The following is a 19,226-nucleotide window of genomic DNA, read 5'->3' on the forward strand; positions in this document are numbered from 1 at the left end:
CGCAGTTGCAGGGTGCGATCGTGACGATGGGGGTCGATGGCGCTGCAGCGACGGCGACTCGCGCAGGCGGGCGTCTGCACCGAGGCCTCGGCGCGACGACACGGCGCGCTGTTGTTCCGGGGATCCAGGCCGACGTGAAGCAGGCGCAGGGGCGATCGTTAGCCCCGCTCACGAGGAAGGGAAGGTCACCGATACGATGATGGGGAAGCCGGCGAATCGCGATGGGGAACGCCGGCAGGGCATGCGCACAGGGGAGACGATGAGCGTGAAACGGGGATCGATGTGGGGCGTGCGAGCAGGTCTCGCCGCAGGGATGCTGGCCGTGGTGCCGTTCGCACACGCGCAGGCCGTGGAGCCTGCGGCTGAGGACGCCGCGGCGCCCGGGGCGCCCGAGGCAGATGCGATGCAACTCGACACGATCGTCGTCACCGCGCGCAAGCGCGAGGAAGACCAGACGCGCGTCCCGCTGGCGATGACGACGATTCCCGGAGACGTTCTGGCGCAGCGCCGCCTCGACACGATCGCGGATCTCGCCACGCAAGTGCCCAACCTGCAGATCGTCACCACCACCCGCACGATCTACCTGCGGGGTGTCGGCGGCGGCGGGCTTCACGTGGGCTTCGATACGCGCGCGAGCGTACACGTCGATGGCGTCTATGTCGGCGCGCCGCCGGCCTCGGACAGCCTGCTGCTGGATCTCGATCGCGTGGAGGTTCTGCGCGGACCGCAGGGCACGCTGTTCGGGCAGAACTCCACGTCCGGCACGCTCAACCTCGTCACGCGGGCGCCGGACGCCGTGCGCCACGCCGAGTTCGTGACGGGCTTCGGCAACAAGGATGGCCGCGAAGTCGCGGCGAGCGTGAATCTTCCGCTGGCCGGCGACACCTTGATGTTGCGCGTGAGCGGCTCGGGACTCTGGCGCGACGGGTTCACGCGCAACGAGACCATCGGCGGTCAATCCGATGATGTCGATCAGGCCGGCGGGCGCCTGCGCCTGCGCTGGATACCCAGGCCGGGACTGACGCTGGATCTTGCCGCGGACCAGTCGCGCGAAGCCACGCGCAACGTCGCCGGGGAGCCGCTGACGAGCACCTTCGGCAACGCGCCGCCGGAAGCGCCGCGCCAGTTCGTGCTCAGCAACGACACGCCCGAACACGACGTCAATAGCAATGCCGGAGTTTCGGGAACCGTGCAGCTCGACGCCGGTGGCGGACGTTTCACCTCGATCAGCGCCTGGCGCCGTGCCGAGCGCGACCAGCTCGCGGATCTGGATCGATCGTCGTCCGACTTCACCAGCTACGACTACCGCGACGACTACAACTACCTGAGCCAGGAACTGCGCTTCACGTCCGCGCCCGGACGTCTCCAGTACCTTGCCGGTCTGTATTTCCTGGACGCGCAAGGTGATTCCCTGCGTCTGGCGACCGCCGGTCCGGACATCGTCGGCGGTCCGCCGCCGTTCTCGTCCATCGTGCCTGGCGACGCCATCACGACGCGGCCCGACGTCGAATCCCGCTCGATTGCCGGCTTTGGATCACTCGACTACGCGCTCACCGAACGCCTGACGCTCAACGCCGGGCTGCGCGTGACGCAGGCGCGCAAGAAAGCGAAGTTCGACCAGACCGGAGAGTCCTTCGTCGCCATTCGTGCTGCGACGCTGTCGGGGTTCCACGACGACTTCGACGAAACCTCGGTGGATCCCGCTGTGGGTCTGCAGTTCTTCGCGGGCGACGACGACATGCTGTACGCGCGGATCGCGCGCGGCAGCAAGGCCGGTGGTTACAACGTCGAGGTGCTGGTCGCGCCGCGGCCGGGTCCGGAACGCTTCGACGAAGAGACGGTTCTGAACTACGAACTGGGCTGGAAGTCGGCATTCTTCGAGCGGCGCCTGCGGGCGGATCTGGTGTTGTTCTACGCCGACTACCGCGACTACCAGGTTCTGCAGACGGTCCAGGAAGGCAACATTCGCTACCCGGGCCTGACCAATGCGGGTCGCGTGCAGACCTGGGGTCCCGAGCTGAGCCTGGATGCCCGGCCGCTGCGCGGGCTGACGCTCGGACTGACGCTCGCCTGGCTCCACGCCGAGTACGAATCCTTCAAGGACGCCGCCGGGATCGGCGTGGATTTCAGCGGCAATCGCACCGAGTACGCCCCGCGCTTCAATGGTTCGGCGAGCGCGCGTTACGAGCGTGGCGTGGCCTGGGCCAGCGGGAACCGCATGTTCGTGGATGCCGTCCTGTCCGGGCGCACCCGGTCTTTCGCCGAAGCCTCGAACGAGTCGGCATTCGAGATCGATGCGCACACGCTGCTCAATGCGCAGGTCGGGCTGATCGAGCGTTCGGACCGCTGGCAGATCGGCCTGTGGGCCGAAAACCTGCTGGACGAGAAATACGAACAGACTCGCTCACTCGGGACCTTCGGCACCTTGTCGGGCCTACACGGCACGCCGCGCACCTACGGCCTGCAGGTGCGCTACGCCTGGTGAGGGGAGATCGGCGCTCGCAGCCTGGGCGAGGAACCTTTGCGTAGCTTCTGTCGGGGCTGACATCCCTCCTGCCTGTTCGAACCTGCAGGAGGGGCGTCAGCCCGACCGTCGTCCGCAGCCACGTTGACGTTCGTGCCCGTCGCACGAATGATCCCGAAGATGGGAGATACGACGCTTGCGGGAAAAAAATCAGGGGACACGGTCGCGGCATCCGAAGACGGGGCCTGCTGGCGCTTCGGTGACATCACGTTCGACGAGCGCACGCTGGAACTGAAGCTGCGCGGCGACCTGCGCCCACTGTCGCCCAAGCCGCTGGAACTCCTGATGCTGCTGCTGCGCCGTCCCGGCGAGGTGGTGACCAAGGAAGAGCTGTTCGCCGCCGTGTGGCCGCGGCGCATCGTCTCGGAAGCATCGCTGACCAACGCCATCAGCCGCCTGCGGCTGGCCATCGGCGACGAGCAGCAGCAGATCATCAAGTCCACGCACGGTCACGGCTACCGCCTGATGGGCACCGTCGTGCGCGAAACGCCACTGCCGACGCCGGTGGCCGCGCCGGTCTTCAGCTTCCTGGCAGGCGAGGCGGTGCCGCTGCGTCCGGACTGGCGCTTCGATTCGAAGATCGGCGCCGGCGGGCAGGGCGAGGTCTGGCTCGCCACGCACCTGAGCACGCGCGAGAAGCGCGTGTTCAAGTTCGCGCGCGATGAGACCTCGCTGATCGGGCTCAAGCGCGAGGTCACGCTGTTCAGGCTGTTGCGCGAAAACCTCGGCACCCGCCGCGACCTGGTGCAGTTGCTCGACTGGAACCTCGACAAGGCGCCCTGGTTCATCGCCGTGGAATGGTGTCCCGGCGGCTCGCTGACCGACTGGGCCGCCAGCAGTGGCGGCCTGGAGAAGATCGAGCTGGCGCAGCGCATCGAGCTGGTGGCGCAGACCGCCGACGCGCTGGCGGCGACGCACGCGATCGGAGCACTGCACAAGGACGTCAAGCCCGGCAACGTGCTGATCGCGTTCGACGACGAAGGCCGCCTGCATGTTCGCCTCGCGGATTTCGGTAGCGCGCGCCTGCTCCAGCGCAGCCATCGCACGACGCCCGAGGTCACGCGCATGGGCTTCACGCAGACCATCGGCGATTCCGCGACTGGTACACCGCTGTACCTGGCGCCCGAACTGATCGCCGGCGAGCCGCCGAGTCCGCAGTCGGACATCTATGCGCTGGGCGTGATGCTCTACCAGCTCGTCGTGGGCAACCTGCGTCGTCCGCTCGCGCCCGGCTGGGAGAGCAACGTGCCGGACGAGCTGTTGCGCGAAGACATCGCGCTGGCCGCCGCCGGTGATCCGGCGCAACGCCTGGACGATGCCGCGCAACTCGCGGTCCGCTTGCGCAGCCTGCCGCAGCGGCACGTCGATCGCGCACGCGAGCTGCGTCTGAAGGCCGAGGCCGAATCGACCCGCGAGGCGCTGCAGCGCAGCCTGGCGCGACGCGGATTGCTGCGGGCACTGGCGGTGACGCTGATCCTGGGCCTGGGCGCGACATCGGTGCTGCTATGGCAGGCGCTGAAGGCCAAGAACGAGGCACGGGACGAGGCCGCCCGCGCCAACGCCGTCACCCAGTTTCTTTCCGAGGATTTGCTGACGGGCGCCAACCCGGTCGTGGCCGGGCGGCGCGACGTCACCGTGCGCGAGCTGCTCGACGGTGCGGTCCGACAGCTCGACGCCCGCTTCGACGGACAACCGCGCACGCGGGCCAGCCTGCAGCGCGTCATCGGATCCGCCTACGCGGCAATGGGCGAGCGCGCACCGGCCGAAGCCTTGCTGCAGGCGTCCATCGCCAGCCTGTCGTCACTGGATGGCGATGCCTCGCTGCCGGTGCAGACCGCGCGCACCGCGTTGCGCGACATGTATCTCAACCTCGGCGAGTTCGGCCTGTCGACCCTCACCTCGTCGAAGATCGTTGCCGCAGAAGCGGCTGCCGGACGTCCCAACCCGGCGATCGCCACCGAGAACGAGGCCTACGTCGCGCTGGGAATGTGCGCGGGCGCAGCCATCAGCGAGTTCGTCGCTCGATGCGAGAACGTGGCACGCGACCAGTACGCACGCGTGCGACAGGTGCTGGGCGCAGAAAGCCTGGGTACCGCGCGGATCGGCGTGGTCGCCGCCGTGGTGCTGATGCGACCAGGCCGTTCCGCCGAGGCGATCCCGATCCTGCGTGACTCCCTCGAAGGGATGCGCCACTGGATGGGCGCCGACAACGCCTGGCTGATCCAGGCCGAGGGCGTGCTTCCCGAAGCGCTCGCCGGCGCCGGTCGGTACGCCGAGGCACTCGAAGGGTTCCTGCGTGTGGACGAGCTTGGGTTGCGGGTGTACGGGCCGAACCACCGCCTGACGCGGGTGAACCGGCGCTGGATCGCGACGACGCGCGTTCAGATGGGCGAACGGGAGCGCGGCACGGCCGACCTGATCGCGCTCTACGACGTGATGCGGGCCGATGCAGGCACGGGTGCGCGCGACATGGCCACCGTCAGCCTGGCCGCGGGCGATGCGCTCAATGCCCAGCGGCGTCCGGCGGAGGCCGCCGCGGCATTCGAGGTGGGTCTGTCGGCCGTTGGCCCGGTCGAAGCAGGTGGCGGCTACTGGACGCTGAGGCTGCGCGAGGGCCTGGCCGACAGCCGCCAGGCATTGGGTCAGGACGCGGCGGCGCTCGCCCTGCATCGGCAGAACCTGGCGGACGCCCGCCGCTTGATGACAAACGGTGAATGGCTGCTCGGCTGGTGTGCTCACCGGCTCGGCGCCTTCCTGGCTGCTCATGGCCAGATGGCGGAGGCCGAGCCGCTGCGCGCCGAGGCGCGGAAGATTCTCGAAGCCAGTCTCGAAGCCGACGACCCCCGCGTGCTCGAGGCCCGCGCGTCGCGTCCGTAGCCCGGGTGAAACCCGGGGCTGTTCGCCCGACGTCCGGGAAGAAGCCCCGGGTTTCACCCGGGCTACGGGATGGCCGGAAATACGCTTTATCGAATTGATAAATAAAACAAAAACACGAGTGCTTAAATTGTTGTGAAACGGTTTTGAAACCGGGAAGACCGCCGGGCAGCGGCGAGGGAAAGTGGCTCATCGACGGCGGATGCCCCGCCGCGACGACCTCTGAAGAACCCCCGCTGATCTTTCCCAAAGGAGCTTCCCGATGAATACCTTCAAGACCCTCACCCTGATGACGGCCCTGGCCATCTGCGCCTTTGCCGCCCCCGCTTTCGCGATAAAGACCTGCAACTCGGATGCGAGCTGCCAGAGCCTGAATGGCCCGAGCCTCGATGGGCTGTCGGAGAAGGTGCGTTCGGACGTGCAGCCTCTGTCGATCAAGGTCTGCAATACGGATGGCAGTTGCCAGAGCCCGAATGGTCCGAGCCTCGACGGTTGGGTACAGGAGCAGCGGTCGGACGCTCAGCCGCTGTCGATCAAGACCTGCAACGCGGACGCCAGCTGCCAGAGCCCGAACGGGCCGAGCCTCGACGGTCTTTCGGAGGAGGTGCGGTCGGACGTCCAGCCGCTGTCGATCAAGGTGTGCAACTCGGACAGCTCGTGCTCGAGCCCGAACGGTCCCAGCGCATCCGGTCGCGCTGCCGCCAAACTCGGCACGATGATCATTGCCATCACGATGCCCTGATCCGATCGCCGGAGGGTCCGGCGCAAGTTGCGGATCCGAAGCGCCCGTGCGGAAGCCCGGGCGCTTTTTTGTTTGGTGGACGAAGAGAGAACCGCTTCGTCTATTCCTTCACCCGTAGCCCGGACGAAGTCCGGGATCGCGCCGGTCTGCTGGTGGCCATCCCGGACTTCGTCCGGGCTACGGGCTCCATCAGAAGTGCAGCCTCAGCTTCACCAGCAACTGCTCCGCACTGCGCTCGCGCAGGCTGTCGTCGAGGAGCCCGCCGAAACTGCCGCTGTCGTCCTCGCGGAAGATGTCGCCGCCGCGGCCATAGACCGCGTACAGGTCCGACAGCGGTCCCAGCGAGTAGCGATAGCGCACCTGGATACCGAGCGTGGACAGCGTGAAATCGTCCGTCAGGTCCTGGTCGCGCACCAGCTTTCCGCCGGGCTGCGCCTCGTAGCTGCGCGTCGAGTCCGCGCGGATCCCCGCCCACTGGAACTTCACGCGCAGCTCGTGACGCGAGCCGATGAACGCGCCCAGGCTCATGCTGCCCTCGCGCCACTGCGTGGCGTAGTCGCTGACGGTGTTGCCACCGTCCCACAGCAGCCACGCATCGTTGGCCAGGATCAGCACCTCGAACTCGGCGTTCACGCGATCGGTGAAATACCAGGTCGGCGCGACGTACAGCGAGCGGTTGTCGCCACGCACGCCCTCCTGCCGATACCGTCCGATGGTGGTGACGCGCAGGCGTCCCATCAGGCGGGAGATGTGCGTGACGCGCACGCCGTGGTGCCACCCGAGCTGGACCGGGTTGTTGCCACGCGTGATGCGATCGTCGACGCCGCGGCTGGTGGGCGTGTAGGCCAGTTCGAATTCGCTGGTGTCGCGCAGGCGCCAGTAGATGTAGGTCTCGAGATTCGAAGCCAGCGCCTTGCCGTGATCGTTGCGGGCCGGCTTCAGCAGGACGCCCAGCGTGCGCACGTCGAGACGGCTGCCAGGGGCGAAGTCGTACTTCGAATGGCTCGAGTCGATGTCCAGCCGGTTGAGATCGTTGCGCGCCAGGTAGCCCAGATCGTTCGTGTCGAACTGGTCACCGTAGTGGGTGAACGAGATCGCGTGGCTCCACGCGCCGCCGGGTGCGTAATCGAAACGCAGCCAGCCGCCCGTGTCCGCCACCGTCTCACCGCTCTCGCGCGCCTGGCTGAAGATGAACTGCCCGCGCCACGAAAGTCCTGCGCGCGGTGACCAGTCGGCGTCCACCGACTGCACCTGCGATTCGCGATCCAGCGTCGGGCGGTTCACGAAGTCGCCGAGCCAGCCGAACGATCCGCCCTCGAAGCGCCGGCGCAGGCGGCCGACGGCGTAGTCGCGGCCCTGCACATCGCCGGTGTCGTCCTCGGTGGCGCCGAACAGCCCGTAGTCCCATGCGCCGGTCGTGCCGGTGTACTTCAGCGCGCCGAGGATGTCCGAGGCGCCTGCATCGCCAGCGTCGGGTGCGCCGCCGATGCGGCGCGTGTTGACCAGCAGGTCCTTGGTGGGCGCGCGAATGTCGAACAGCGCCTGGTTCTCGGTGAAGAACGGACGCTTCTCGGAGAAGAAGGTTTCGATCGCAGTGAGGTTCACGACGAGGTCGTCGCTCTCGACCTGGCCGAAGTCGGGATTGAGCGTGGCGCTGACCTGGTGCAGGCCGTCGGGCTTCCAGAACAGGTCCATGCCGATGCGCGCATCGTTGCTGTCGTCGACCAGATCGCGGCTGGCCGCGACGTAGGGGTAGAGATCGAACGCGCTGGCGGCGAAATCCTGCAAGGTCAGCGGCGCGAGGTCCGCCACCAGTGTCGGCCGTTCGAGGTCGTACGCCGGGTAACTCCAGCGCCGGCCAGCGTGGCGCATCTGGCGCGACACGAAGATGCCGAGCTTGCGCTGGCCTTCGGCGGCCGGCGCCATCGGCGCGACCGACCAGGGAATCAGCAGCTCCGCCGTCCAGCGATGCGGCTCTTCCGCGACAGCGTGCAGCCAGGCGCCGTCCCAATCCTGGTTGAACCGCCCCGGGTCGCTGACGATGGCGTCCTCGATCGAGTTGCCCAGCGACACCGTGAACTCGTAGGCGACCTTGCCGTTGCCCTCGAAGTCGAGCAGCACCGTCACGCTGTCGGCATCGGCCTGCTGATCGCGCAGCGTCTGCGGTTTCTGTCGAGGCACCAGGGCGGGATGCTCGTTGATGAAGCCGATGTGGATGCCCTCGGCATCGGTCCAGATGCGCGCCTCGGTGAGGTACTCGGGTGTCGCCTGGGTGTTGGGCTCGGTGGTCAGGAAGTCCGACAGGATCTGCGCGCCTGCCCACTCGGGTTCATCCAGGCTGCCATCCACCGCCGCCCGCGCGACGGGAGCGAGTGCGAGGAGCAGAAGCGCGGCCCTGCAGAGGAGGGCGCGGGAAGAGGGCATGGACCGCGGCGGGGGATGAAGGACGACGAAGGTTCGGTGATGCGAACTCTGAGGGTTGGCGCGCCTGCGGTCTTGTCGGGTTGCACACCTCAATCAAACGAAATTCAAACCGGGACGGAAACCCTGCGATGACGCAGGCTGAGCGGGTCCCCGTAGCCCGGACGAAGTCCGGGGTTCCCCTCGAATACGGAGCGCAACCCCGGACTTCGTCCGGGCTACGGTCAGTAGACGTCGCGGCGGTAGCGCCCTTCGATTCGCAGCTGCTCCACGGCTTGCGCACCCAGCGCCTCCACCAGCGCAGCGTCGACGCCCGGCGCCATGCCTTGCAGGCTGCCGCAGACGTAGATCGCCGCGCCCTGCGCGATCCACTCGCGCATCGTCGCCGCCGTGTCCGCGACCAGATGCTGCACGTAGCGGCCCGTGGGCGCGTCACGCGAGAACGCCAGGTCCAGGCGCGACAACTCGCCCCGCGCAAGCCAGGTCTCCAGCTCTTTGCCGAAATGCAGGTCGTGCGCCCGCGTGCGCTCGCCGAACAGCAGCCAGTTGCGATGCCGGCCCTGCGCCACGCGCTGCCTGAGATGTGCGCGCAGTCCGGCGATGCCGGTGCCGTTGCCCACGAGGATCATCGGGCGATCGTCGTCGGGCGCATGGAACGAGGTGTTGCGCCGGACGCGCAGCCCCAGCGTGTCGCCGACGGCGCACTGCGCGGTGAGCCAGCCCGAGCCCAGACCCGGCGTGCCGTCGGGATGCTGAACTTGTCGCACCAGCAGTTCGATCGCGCCGTCCGCCGGAATCGAGGCGATCGAATATTCGCGATGAGGCCGATCGCTGCCGATGGGACCGGGCAGCACTTCGACGATGTCGCCGGCTGCCCACGCCGCGCCAGGCGCCTGCGGCTCGATGCGGACATGCACGGCGGGCGCACCCGGGCTGCCGGCGTTGAGTACGCGACGCTGCACGAGGCGCCAGGCTTCGTAGGCGGGTGGGCTCCAGTCGGCCGCATCGCTGCTTCCGCCGAGCAAGGTCAGCTGGTGCTGCCAATGGCGCAGCGCACCTTCGTCGCCATCGTCGACCTCGACGGTGTCGAACAGCGGCGTCGCGCCCTGTGCCCGCAGCCAATGATCGAGCGCGCGACCGAAGCCGCAGAAACTCTCATAGGCGCTGTCGCCGAGCGCGAGCAGGCCGAATTGCAGGCGCGGCATCGGGACGGCCTGCTGCATGGTGTCGCGCACGAAGGCATACGCATCGTCGGGGGCGTCGCCTTCGCCGGTCGTGCTGACGACGAACAGCACGCGCGAGGCGCTTGCCAGCAGCGCGGCGTCCACCGACGCCAGGCCCAGGCGACGCACGCGGGCGACGCCGCCGGCGGCGAGGGCATCCGCGGTCTTCGCGGCGAGCGCTTCCGCAGTCCCGGTCTGGCTGGCGTGGATGACCAGCACGTCATCGGCGAGCACCGCGCCCGCCACCGTGGTGTTTCGGGTAGCGGACGACGCGCGTCGCCAGGTGCGGGCGACGAAGTAGAGACAGAACGCGAGATAGGCGGCCGCTGCGCCCACCGACATCGTGATGCGCCCGGCGGCGACATCGACGCGCGGAACTTCGAGGCCGTTCCAGTGGAACAGCAGCATCGCCAACGCGCCCAGCAACAGCATGACGAGGGCCTGGCCGGCGAGCGGCAACGCCGTCCGCCATCGCGTGCTGATCATTCGAGCATCGCGCTCGCGGCGCGGCTCACGCGCTCCGTCATTCGTCCTGCAGGATCGCGCGAGACGAAGAGTGCGGCCAGCTCGAGTGCGTCGGCGTACGCGATGCCGGCTTCCACGCCGAGCACCGACAGCACCGTGGCCAGGACATCGGCCTGCGCGCAGCTCGGATGCATCACGCTCACCGACGCCGGTGCATGCGCGACGGGGCGTCCGGTGCGCGGGTCCAGCGTGTGCGCATAGCGCGCGCCCTGATGCTCGAAGAACTGGCGATAGTCACCGGAGGTGGCCACCGACAGTCCGTGCAGCGCCACCAGCGTGCGCTCGCCGGATCCGTCCGGATTCTCCAGCTCGCCCCACCACGGCGAGCCGTCGGTGTTCCAGCCGCCGCCGCGCAGCTCGCCGCCGATCTCGACAAGGAAATGCTCGAGGCCGAGAGCCAGCAGGCGCTCGGCGACGACGTCCACCGCGTAACCCTTGGCGATGCACGACAGGTCGAGTTCGATGCCGCCCGGTTGCAGCACGCGGTGGTTCGCCTCGTCGATCTCGAGTCGCTGCCATCCGCAACGTGCGCGTGCCCGTTCGATGTCCGCGTCGCAGGGAGGCGCGTTGCGCTTGCCAGCCGGGCCGAAGCCCCACAGGTTCACCAGCGCGCCGACCGTGGGATCACAAGCGCCATTCGACCTGCGCGCCGCATCCAGCGCGCTGCGCAGCACGTCGAAGAACGCGGCGGGGATCGGCTGCCAGGTTCCCGCCGGGCGACGGTTGAAGATGCCCAGATCGGAATCCGGCGCCCAGTGACTCATCTGCGCGTCGAGACGGTCCAGCGTCTGCTGGAGGTCCTGGCGCAGCCAGCTCTGCGGCGGAAGGTCGCTGCAGAGCCGGACGCGCCAGTCCGTGCCCATCGTGCGGCCACGCAGCTCGCACGCGTCGCCGCGTGCACTGGCGGCCGACGGCGTGATCTGCTGCGGAATCAGGACGCGGTTCATGCGCTACGCGTGACGACGAGGTGGATTCGCGCTCAGGGCGAGAGCACTTCGACGACGGCGGTGTAGGCCGTGCGACGCTGCTTGGCCGGTGCGGTGGTGGCCTTCTCGTCGCTGACCGATGCCGACATCCAGTACAGGCCGGGCGTCTTCCAGTCGATGGCGAACTTGCCGTCCTTGTCGGTCTTGAGTTCGAGCGCGTCCACCGAGCTGCGATAGCGCACGCCGTCCGCGATGATCTCCACTTCCACATCGGCGGCCGGCTTGCCGTCGAGCAGGAACTGGAACTTCGCTTCCTCGCCGACATAGAGGTCGGTGATGCTCTGCAGCGGCACCAGTTCCAGCCCGACGCCGGTGGGCTTGAGCGCGGTGTCGTTCGGCTTGCCGGCGGTCGCGAATGTCACCAGCTGCGTCAGCGACTCGGTGACGGCGAGCTTCTCGGCGTTGGCCGGCACTTCCTTGGCGAAGCCTTCGGCCGTGAAGGCCTGGCCGCGCGGCGGATAGGACTTGCGCTGACCCTTTTCTTCCCAGCGCGCCGAAACTCCCGAATTGACGATGGCGACCTTGTACGTGCCGGCCTGGTTGAGCTGCACGTCGAAGCTGCTGCGCAGCTTGCCGGTGCTCGCGTTCTCGGGCTGCACCTTGCTGCCGTCCGGCGCCGTGATGACGAGATTGTCCAGACGCATCGCGTTGTGGTCCTTCAGGAACGGGTCCGTCGAGGTGGCCGCATCCACGGTGATCCACTGGCCCACGCTGAGCACGGTCTTGGACGGTTCGAGCCAGCCCTTGTGCGCGGACGCGGCGAAGGGCAGGGCGGCAACGGCGAGCGCGAGTGCGAGCTTCTTCATCGTGATCTTCATGTCGGGTCTCCTCAGGGCTTGATGTCGAGGCTCAGCGCACCGAGTTCGCGCGAGCCCTGTGCCTTCAGCTGTGCGGCCTTTGCAGCAGGCCACGTGAACGGAATCTCGAGCAGTTCGCGGCCGCCTTCTTCGCGCGCGGCTTCGACCATCAGCTTGTACTGGCCCGGAGCGAGATCCGGGAACGGCGCCTTGCCGGAACTGAAGTTCAGCTCGTGCACGCCGGCGGCACGCGTCGCGCTGCTGATGCCGTCCGCCGGCATCGTCATTTCGCGGCCGGTGCGGCGCCACCATTGGCGCATGTCGGGCAGCCACTTGGTTCCGCCTTCGGCTGCGCCAGCCGGCGCAGCTCCGCCTGCTGCGGGCATCTGCGCGGCCGCAGGCGCGTTGGCACGCTTGAGCTGATACCAGACCGCGAGGTTGGCGGCGACCGTGCGGTCTTCGCGTTCGATCCACGCCGCCACGTACGGGCGGTGATATTCGGCCACGTCCAGACGGGGCAGTTCGATGCCGATCTTGAAGTCGGCGGCCTGTGCCGTGCCTGCGAACAGCGTGCAGAGGGCGAGGGACAGGGGGGTGCGTTTGAGCAACGGGGAGGGTCGCATCGGGAGAGGTCTCGTCGAGTCTCGCTAGTGGACAAACAGAAGGATGAGGATCAGCGGCAGCACCACGCCGAGCACGACCAGCGGCCACGTTGCCGGGCGGCGCGCCGCGTGGATCTGCAGCAGGCACAAACCGGTGATCGCGAAGACCAGGCAGGCCACCGCGAAGATGTCGATGAACCAGCCCCACATCGCGCCCGCGTTGCGGCCCTTGTGGAGGTCGTTGAAGTAGGAGATCCAGCCGCGATCGGTGGTCTCGTATTCGGCCTCGCCACTTGCGAGATCGATGTTGACCCAGCCGTCGCCGCCGGGACGCGGCAGCGACAGGTAGATCTCGTCCTCGTTCCACTCGGCCTTGCGCGTGCCGGCTGGCAGCGACCATGTCGTCTCGAGCCATGCGGCGAGCGCAGGCGGAAGCTCGGCTTCGCCATTGAGCTTCTGCTCGACGATCTTCTCGAGCAACGGAGCGGGCACGGTCGCAGTGAGATTCACGACCTCCGGGCTGGACTTGATCTGCGATGCGTGGTTGAGCGTGATGCCGGTGATCGAGAACAGGATCAGGCCGACCAGACTCGTCGCGGCGCTGATCCAGTGCCACTGGTGCAGCGTCTTGAGCCAGTACGCCCGCGCCGCCGATTTCGGCGCGGCCGTGGCTGCGGCGGGCGAGGGAGCAGGACTCATGCTCGCCGGGGAGCGCTCAGGGCGTGGAGTGAGAAGGATCGGTCACGAAACCGATCTTGCTCAGGCCATTCTTCGCGGCCTCGCTCATCACCTGGGCGATGGTCTCGTAGCGCGCGTTGCGGTCGGCGTGGATATGGATCTCCGGATGTGTCGGCAGCTCGCCGGCCGCGTGCATGCGCTGGCCGAGGAGGACGTCGTCGACGACCTCTCCATTCCAGAACACCGTGCCCTGACCGTCGATGGCGAGCTGCACGTTGTCCACCTTGAGCACGTTGGGACTGCTCTCGGCCTTGGGCAGGTCGATCTTCACGGCGTGCGTGAGCAGCGGCGCCGTGATGATGAAGATCACCAGCAGCACGAGCATGATGTCGACGAGCGGGATCACGTTGATCTCCGCCATCGGAGCGGAGTTGGGCGTGGAATTGAAACTGCCGAAAGCCATGGCTCAGGCTCGCTTGAGCGGCGCGACGTTCGCGGCCGTGATCTGGCCGTCGATCTTGGCGCCGGTGGTCAGGAACGTGAACAGGTCGTGCGCGAAGGAATCCAGACGCGACAGTGTCAGGCGGTTGGCGCGCACGATGAAGTTGTAGCCGAGCACCGCAGGGATGGCCACGGCAAGACCGATGGCCGTCATGATCAGCGCCTCGCCGACCGGGCCGGCGACCTTGTCGAGCGTGCCGGCGCCGCTCATGCCGATGGCGACGAGCGCGTGGTAGATGCCCCACACCGTGCCGAGCAATCCCACGAAAGGCGCGGTCGCACCGATCGACGCCAGGATCGTCAGGCCGGATTCCATCTTCGCGGTGTCTTCGTCGATCGTGCGCTTGAGGATGCGCGTGATGAAGTCCGGCACCGAGCCGGCCTCGTCCAGCTTGTTCGCGCCGTGGCGCGCGTGGTGACGGCTCGCCACCAGCCCGTGATAAGCCAGGTGGGCGAAAGGCTCGCGCGGATGGTTGGCCTCGACGTGCTGCGCGACTTCGTCGAGCGACGGCGCGTTCCAGAAGAAATCGAGAAACTTCATCGAGCGCCGGCGCATGATGCGGATGCCCACCGCCTTGGTCAGGATCAGGTACCAGCTGGCGATCGACGCGATCAGCATCGTGATCAGGATGAACTTCGCCACCCCATCCGCGTGGGTGAGGAAGTGGGCGAAGCCCATCGAAGACGTTGCGTCGGTCATGTGCAGGAACTCAGGAGGTTTTCAGCTCGAAGGTGAGGGGCACGAGCACGGCGGCCGAGATGGCGCGATCGCCCTGCTTGGCGGGTACGAATTTCCACTTGCGCACGGCGTCGAGCGCGGCGCGGTCCAGGCGGCTGTAGCCGCTGCTGCTCTGCACCTCGATGGACTTGGACTGGCCGTGTTCGTCGACCAGCACGCGCAGCAGCACGGTCCCGGTCTCGCCCAGGCGCTTGGAGGCCGAGGGATAGACCGGCGGCGGATTGTCGAGATACGCCGCGACGAAATTCGGCGGAGTGATCGGCGCCGGCGGAGCGGGCGGTGCCGGAGGGGGCGGCGGCGGTGGTTCGGGAATGACCGGCTCGGGCATCGGCGCGCCCATCTCGGATGGCGTGGCCGTCTCCGCGACGATCATCTGCGGCTTGGGCTTGGGTTTGACCGGCTCGGGCTTCGGCGGCGGCGGTTCGATCTTGGGCTTGGGCGTCTCGGGCGGCGGCAAGGTGATCAGGCCGACCATGATCGGCGCGACTTCCACGACGGCCTCTCGCACCGATTCGATCTGCATCAGGCCGAACAGCACGCCGACGTGCAGCGCCACGATCAACGCCATCGCCGGCCAGCGACTCCCTTCTTCCCAGCCCGGTCCACGGTGCCTGTCGTGCGAAACGGAGGCGAGTGGATTTGCGGACGCCGGCAGCGCAGTGTCCGGAATCTGCGCGTCCTGTTGGTGCCGGACGACGCTCACAACTCGGCCCATCGACGCAGCAGATTGTGATACGTGCCGGTCAACGCGACCATCGAGGCGTGCCCCGGAACGTCGGCGTTGAGCTGCTGGATCGCCTTGTCCATCTCGAACAGCAGCGTTCGCTGCCCGTCGTCACGGATCATGCTCTGCACCCAGAAGAAGGCGGCAAAGCGCGTGCCGCGTGTCACCGGGCTGACCTCGTGCCGGCTGCTGGCGGGATACAGGAGCAGGTGTCCTGCGGGCAGCTTCACCTTGTGCAGACCAAACGTATCCTCGATGACGAGTTCGCCGCCCTCGTACTCGTCGGGCTGGCTGAGGAACAACGTCGCGGACAGATCCGTGCGCACGCGGAAAGGCGCCTGGTTGACGTAGCGCACCGCGGTGTCGATGTGTGCCCCGAAATGTCCGCCGCCCTCGTACCGGTTGAACAGCGGCGGAAACACCTTCAGCGGCAGCGCGGCGGATGTGAACAGCGTGCTGCCGGCGAGCTTCTGCAACACCAGGTTGCCGAGCTCCTTGGCCAGAGGATGTTCTTCCGTGAGCTGCAGGTTCTGTTTGACGCGCGCGGCCTGATGCCCGGCCGTCACCTTCCCGTCCTCCCACGACGCGGCCTCGAGGCGCATTCGAAACTGCGCTACGAGGTTTGCGTCGAGGAGGTCGGGGATCTGCTGCAGCATGTGGGTCGGGACGAAATGGGCGGGAGCGGCGCTCAGAACTTCACGTTGAGCGAGAGCATGTACGAGGCAGGAATGTCCGGAAAGTAACGCTGACCGGAGTTGTTCACGGAGGCCACGTAGTCCTCGTCGGCGACGTTGTAGGCGTTGAACTGCACGCTGTACATCGGAGTGATGTCGTACGTGGCCATCAGGTCGATGACGGTGTAGTCCTCGACCTTGAGGATGCCCGCGTTGGCCGCCGTGATCGTTCCGTCGCCGCCAGCGGTCGCCGTTCGCAGCGCCGTGGTGCGGCCCTGCGAGTCGACGTAGCGGATGCCGCCGCCGACGGTGAGCGGAATCGGCAACTTGTAGGTGGTCCACAGGTTCACGAAATTCTTCGGCGAAAAGTTGATCGCCACGCCGTCCTGCGGTGACAGCACGTCACCGTTGGCCTGCACGAAGCGGGCGCCGTCCTTCACCTCGGTGTCCTGGTAGGTGTAGCCGAAGCTCAGCTGCCACGCGGACGTGACCTGGCCGACCACGCCCACCTCGACGCCCTCGGCGGTCTTCTTGCCGTACTGCACGACGCTGTCGTCGGATTGGCGCGCGAGGTCGTTCTTGTTCTCGCTGGAGAACAGCGCAAGCGTGGCGGCAACGCGCCCGCCCAGGAAGTCCCATTTGGTGCCGAGTTCGAGGTTCTTCGCTTTCTGCGGGTCCAGGCCCACCGCGTTGATGTTCGCGTTCGGTGTGCCGGCGGCGTTGGTGGTCGCGGCCTGCAGCGTGAAATTGTCGCCACCCGGCGGACGCAGCGAGTTCGCGTAGGCGACATAGACGCTGCCGTTGGTCGCGGGCTTGAACAGGACGCCGGTTTTCCAGCTGAAGAGATTGTCCGCGTCTTCGGCGTGTGTCGGCACCAGCGTCCCCGCAGGCAGCGTCGGGAAGTTCGCGACCGTCGACAGCGCGGTGCTGTCGGTATCCGTCTCGTAGCGTTCCCAGCGTCCACCGGCCGTGAACTGCCAGGCCTCGCCGAGCTTGATCGTGTCGAACAGATACAACGCGCCGGTGTTGGTGCTGCCGTCCGTGTAGACACCATTTCGCGCGAGTTGCACGCCGGGGTCGTTCGGGTTCGGGTTGTAGAGGTTTGCCGCGACCTGGGTCTGGCCGGCGACGACGGCGAGCGTCGGGGTGTATTGCGATTCGTGGATGAGCTCGAACCCGGTGCTGACGTCGTGAGTCACCGGGCCGGTCTGGATCGCGCGGAACTGCAGGTTGGTCTGGTTGGTGAGCAGCTCGTTCTCGCGGTAGCTGGCCTGGCGTGAACGATTCACGGTCCAGGTATCCGGATCGTCGCGAAGCACCGGTGGCTGGCCAGCGGTGGGATTTGCATCGGAAACGATGGGCGCCTGCAGCGGCGCACTGAGCACGCGCTTCTGATCGGTCTTGCTGTAGCGCGAGGTGTTGCGAATCACCACGGCAGGGGTGAGGTCGTGTTCGACGCGAACCGTGAACATGTTCGCGCGGATGTCCTCGAAGTCGGACTTCAGGCCGTAGAAGTTCTTGCTGTCCACTTCCCTGGGATTCACCACTTCGCCGGTCGAGTTGGCGCCCTCGAGAATCGTGTTGCGCCAGCCCGAGACGCCAATGGCCGACACGCCGCCGTCGGGCGTGTTGTCCTGGCGAATGTGCTGAGAGAACAGGCTCAGGCGCGTCGCGGTGCCCAGACCGAGCGTGACGGAGGGCGCCACGCCCCACATTTCACGATCGATCTGCGGACGACCGGCCACACCGCCGTCCTGCGCGACGAGGTTCAGGCGCAGGCCCAGCGACTCACCCACGCGCTCGTTGATGTCGCCCGAGATGCGCCGACGGTCCTCTGTGCCGTAACCCACGCTCATGCTGCGCGAATCCTCCGCCAGCGGCGTCTTGCTGACGAGGTTGATGTAGCCCGAGGCGTTGCCGCGGCCATTGTCGGCACCCGCGGGTCCCTTGAAGATCTCGACCTGCTCGAGGTTGAACACGTCGCGGACCGCGGGCGTCAGGTCGCGGATATTGTCGAGAAAGATGCTGCCCTGCGCGTCGAAGCCGCGCATGAAGATGGTGTCACCGCTGGCGGTGTTGCCATTTTCGCCTGCCTGAAACGTGATGCCCGGCGTGTTGCGCAGAGCGTCGGTCAGGCTCAGTGCGCCCTGGTCGGCGATCACTTCCTTGCGGATGACCGTGACGGTCTGCGGCGTATTGACCAGCGGCTGCATGAACTTGGGCGACTCGACCTGTTCCGGCTTGTAGGTGTTTTCGGAGTCGCGCTCGTCGACGACCTTGACTTCGGGGAGCTGGGTCGCTGGCGCGGTCCCGGCGGCAGGGGCGGTGTCCTGCGCGTACGCGACTAGCGGAAGCGAGAACGTGGAGATCAGGGCCACAGCCAGTGGCGTGCGGCGGAACGTTGCGGTCATGTCGATGAAGCTCCCTGTAGAACTGGATGCGCTATTTGCGGTGCCGTCCGCCCGCGCCTTGGGCGGGAGGTCCGGGTTTGTTCTTGGGTCGCACACACCGCGTCAACGCGGGAGCTGCCTGGAAACGAGGCCGAGTTTAGATGAGAAATATTCGCGTTTGCAACGAGTGCCTGGAGAATTCGTGGCACCGGTGCCCCCTCGGACTGCAACAGGAGGGGCGGCCGATCGGGGCGGTGTTCGCCGCATCGGCCGGCGCGGCCCGTTCCTCCGCACGAACTTGTCGCCTGCGCTGCCCGCCGCAGTCGTTCTCGGAAGCGTGAATTTCCGTCGGGGGCCTGTTGTAAATTGCGTCGTCCTCTTCAGGATGACGCGCGTGCCCAGCAAGCCCATCACTGCCGCAGATGCCTATCCGCTGATCTTCGCGGTGATCAGACGCATCCCGCGCGGCAAGGTCGCGAGCTACGCCCAGATTGCCTACGCGGCCGGTCTGCCGGGCCGCGCGCGCATGGTCGGTCGTGCGCTGGCCGATGCCGGCGGTGCCGGGCCAAAGCTGCCCTGGCATCGCGTGATCAACGCGCAGGGCCGCATCGCGCTGCCGCGGTCGAGCGAAGCCTATGTCGAACAGAAGTCGCGGCTGATCGCCGAGGGTGTGCTGTTCGAAGGTGATCGCGTCAGCTTCACGCGCTACGGCTGGAAGCGCGGCAGCGCGCCGGTGCTGGATTGATCCCGACCGTAGCCCGGACGAAGTCCGGGGTTACGTCACCTGGATAGCGATACCCCGGACTTCGTCCGGGCTACGAGCGGC

General features: G+C 67.3%; 15 protein-coding genes. 4 read left to right on the forward strand and 11 right to left on the reverse strand.

The features are described from left to right. Nucleotides 1-259: 259 nt before the first annotated feature. The 3 genes from DFR24_RS01640 (at nucleotide 260) to DFR24_RS01650 (ending at nucleotide 6,140) form a co-directional block, all read left to right on the forward strand. The gene (locus tag DFR24_RS01640; protein ID WP_162850973.1) at nucleotides 260-2,485 is read left to right on the forward strand and encodes a TonB-dependent receptor; all 2,226 of its coding nucleotides are present in this window, start codon (nucleotides 260-262) and stop codon (nucleotides 2,483-2,485) included. Between the two features lie 159 nt (nucleotides 2,486-2,644). Further along, a complete protein-coding gene (locus tag DFR24_RS01645; RefSeq protein WP_162850974.1) occupies nucleotides 2,645-5,401 on the forward strand; it encodes a protein kinase domain-containing protein in 2,757 nt (918 codons plus the stop codon). A 259-nt stretch (nucleotides 5,402-5,660) separates the two neighbouring features. Next, on the forward strand, nucleotides 5,661-6,140 hold the full coding sequence (locus DFR24_RS01650) for a hypothetical protein (protein ID WP_133879616.1): 480 nt from the start codon (nucleotides 5,661-5,663) through the stop codon (nucleotides 6,138-6,140). A 189-nt stretch (nucleotides 6,141-6,329) separates the two neighbouring features. Here DFR24_RS01650 and DFR24_RS01655 read toward each other — a convergent pair whose 3' ends face one another. The 11 genes from DFR24_RS01655 to DFR24_RS01705 form a co-directional block, all read right to left on the reverse strand. Continuing rightward, nucleotides 6,330-8,564, reverse strand: coding sequence for a DUF5916 domain-containing protein (locus DFR24_RS01655; protein WP_136249398.1), 2,235 nt, complete (start codon nucleotides 8,562-8,564; stop codon nucleotides 6,330-6,332). 221 nt (nucleotides 8,565-8,785) lie between these two features. Beyond that, on the reverse strand, nucleotides 8,786-10,270 hold the full coding sequence (locus tag DFR24_RS01660; RefSeq protein WP_133879618.1) for a sulfite reductase subunit alpha: 1,485 nt from the start codon (nucleotides 10,268-10,270) through the stop codon (nucleotides 8,786-8,788). Next, the gene (locus DFR24_RS01665) at nucleotides 10,267-11,256 is read right to left on the reverse strand and encodes an FAD:protein FMN transferase (protein ID WP_133879619.1); all 990 of its coding nucleotides are present in this window, start codon (nucleotides 11,254-11,256) and stop codon (nucleotides 10,267-10,269) included. The genes DFR24_RS01660 and DFR24_RS01665 overlap by 4 nt, the downstream gene beginning before the upstream one ends. Nucleotides 11,257-11,288: 32 nt before the next feature. After that, nucleotides 11,289-12,113 carry a DUF4198 domain-containing protein gene (locus DFR24_RS01670; protein WP_133879620.1) on the reverse strand — a complete coding sequence of 275 codons (825 nt, stop codon included), beginning with the start codon at nucleotides 12,111-12,113 and terminating at the stop codon, nucleotides 11,289-11,291. A gap of 11 nt (nucleotides 12,114-12,124) precedes the next feature. Then, nucleotides 12,125-12,715 (reverse strand): DUF2271 domain-containing protein, encoded by a 591-nt coding sequence (locus tag DFR24_RS01675; RefSeq protein ID WP_133879621.1) that lies wholly within the window; start codon nucleotides 12,713-12,715, stop codon nucleotides 12,125-12,127. Nucleotides 12,716-12,739: 24 nt separating this feature from the next. Then, the gene (locus tag DFR24_RS01680) at nucleotides 12,740-13,393 is read right to left on the reverse strand and encodes a PepSY-associated TM helix domain-containing protein (protein ID WP_133879622.1); all 654 of its coding nucleotides are present in this window, start codon (nucleotides 13,391-13,393) and stop codon (nucleotides 12,740-12,742) included. Nucleotides 13,394-13,409: 16 nt separating this feature from the next. Continuing rightward, on the reverse strand, nucleotides 13,410-13,835 hold the full coding sequence (locus DFR24_RS01685; protein ID WP_133879623.1) for an ExbD/TolR family protein: 426 nt from the start codon (nucleotides 13,833-13,835) through the stop codon (nucleotides 13,410-13,412). 3 nt (nucleotides 13,836-13,838) lie between these two features. Further along, nucleotides 13,839-14,573: a MotA/TolQ/ExbB proton channel family protein gene (locus tag DFR24_RS01690; protein ID WP_133879624.1), complete on the reverse strand. Its 735-nt coding sequence runs from the start codon at nucleotides 14,571-14,573 to the stop codon at nucleotides 13,839-13,841. Nucleotides 14,574-14,583: 10 nt separating this feature from the next. Continuing rightward, complete coding sequence (locus tag DFR24_RS01695; protein ID WP_133879625.1) at nucleotides 14,584-15,180, reverse strand: energy transducer TonB; 597 nt, start codon at nucleotides 15,178-15,180, stop codon at nucleotides 14,584-14,586. A gap of 131 nt (nucleotides 15,181-15,311) precedes the next feature. Next, the gene (locus DFR24_RS01700) at nucleotides 15,312-15,992 is read right to left on the reverse strand and encodes a Fe2+-dependent dioxygenase (RefSeq protein ID WP_133879626.1); all 681 of its coding nucleotides are present in this window, start codon (nucleotides 15,990-15,992) and stop codon (nucleotides 15,312-15,314) included. 32 nt (nucleotides 15,993-16,024) lie between these two features. Further along, complete coding sequence (locus DFR24_RS01705; RefSeq protein WP_133879627.1) at nucleotides 16,025-18,421, reverse strand: catecholate siderophore receptor Fiu; 2,397 nt, start codon at nucleotides 18,419-18,421, stop codon at nucleotides 16,025-16,027. A 373-nt stretch (nucleotides 18,422-18,794) separates the two neighbouring features. Between DFR24_RS01705 and DFR24_RS01710 the strand changes: the two genes are divergently transcribed. After that, nucleotides 18,795-19,145: an MGMT family protein gene (locus DFR24_RS01710; protein WP_246051473.1), complete on the forward strand. Its 351-nt coding sequence runs from the start codon at nucleotides 18,795-18,797 to the stop codon at nucleotides 19,143-19,145. Nucleotides 19,146-19,226: the final 81 nt, after the last annotated feature.

Source organism: Panacagrimonas perspica (genome assembly GCF_004364935.1).
Classification (GTDB): domain Bacteria; phylum Pseudomonadota; class Gammaproteobacteria; order Nevskiales; family Nevskiaceae; genus Panacagrimonas; species Panacagrimonas perspica.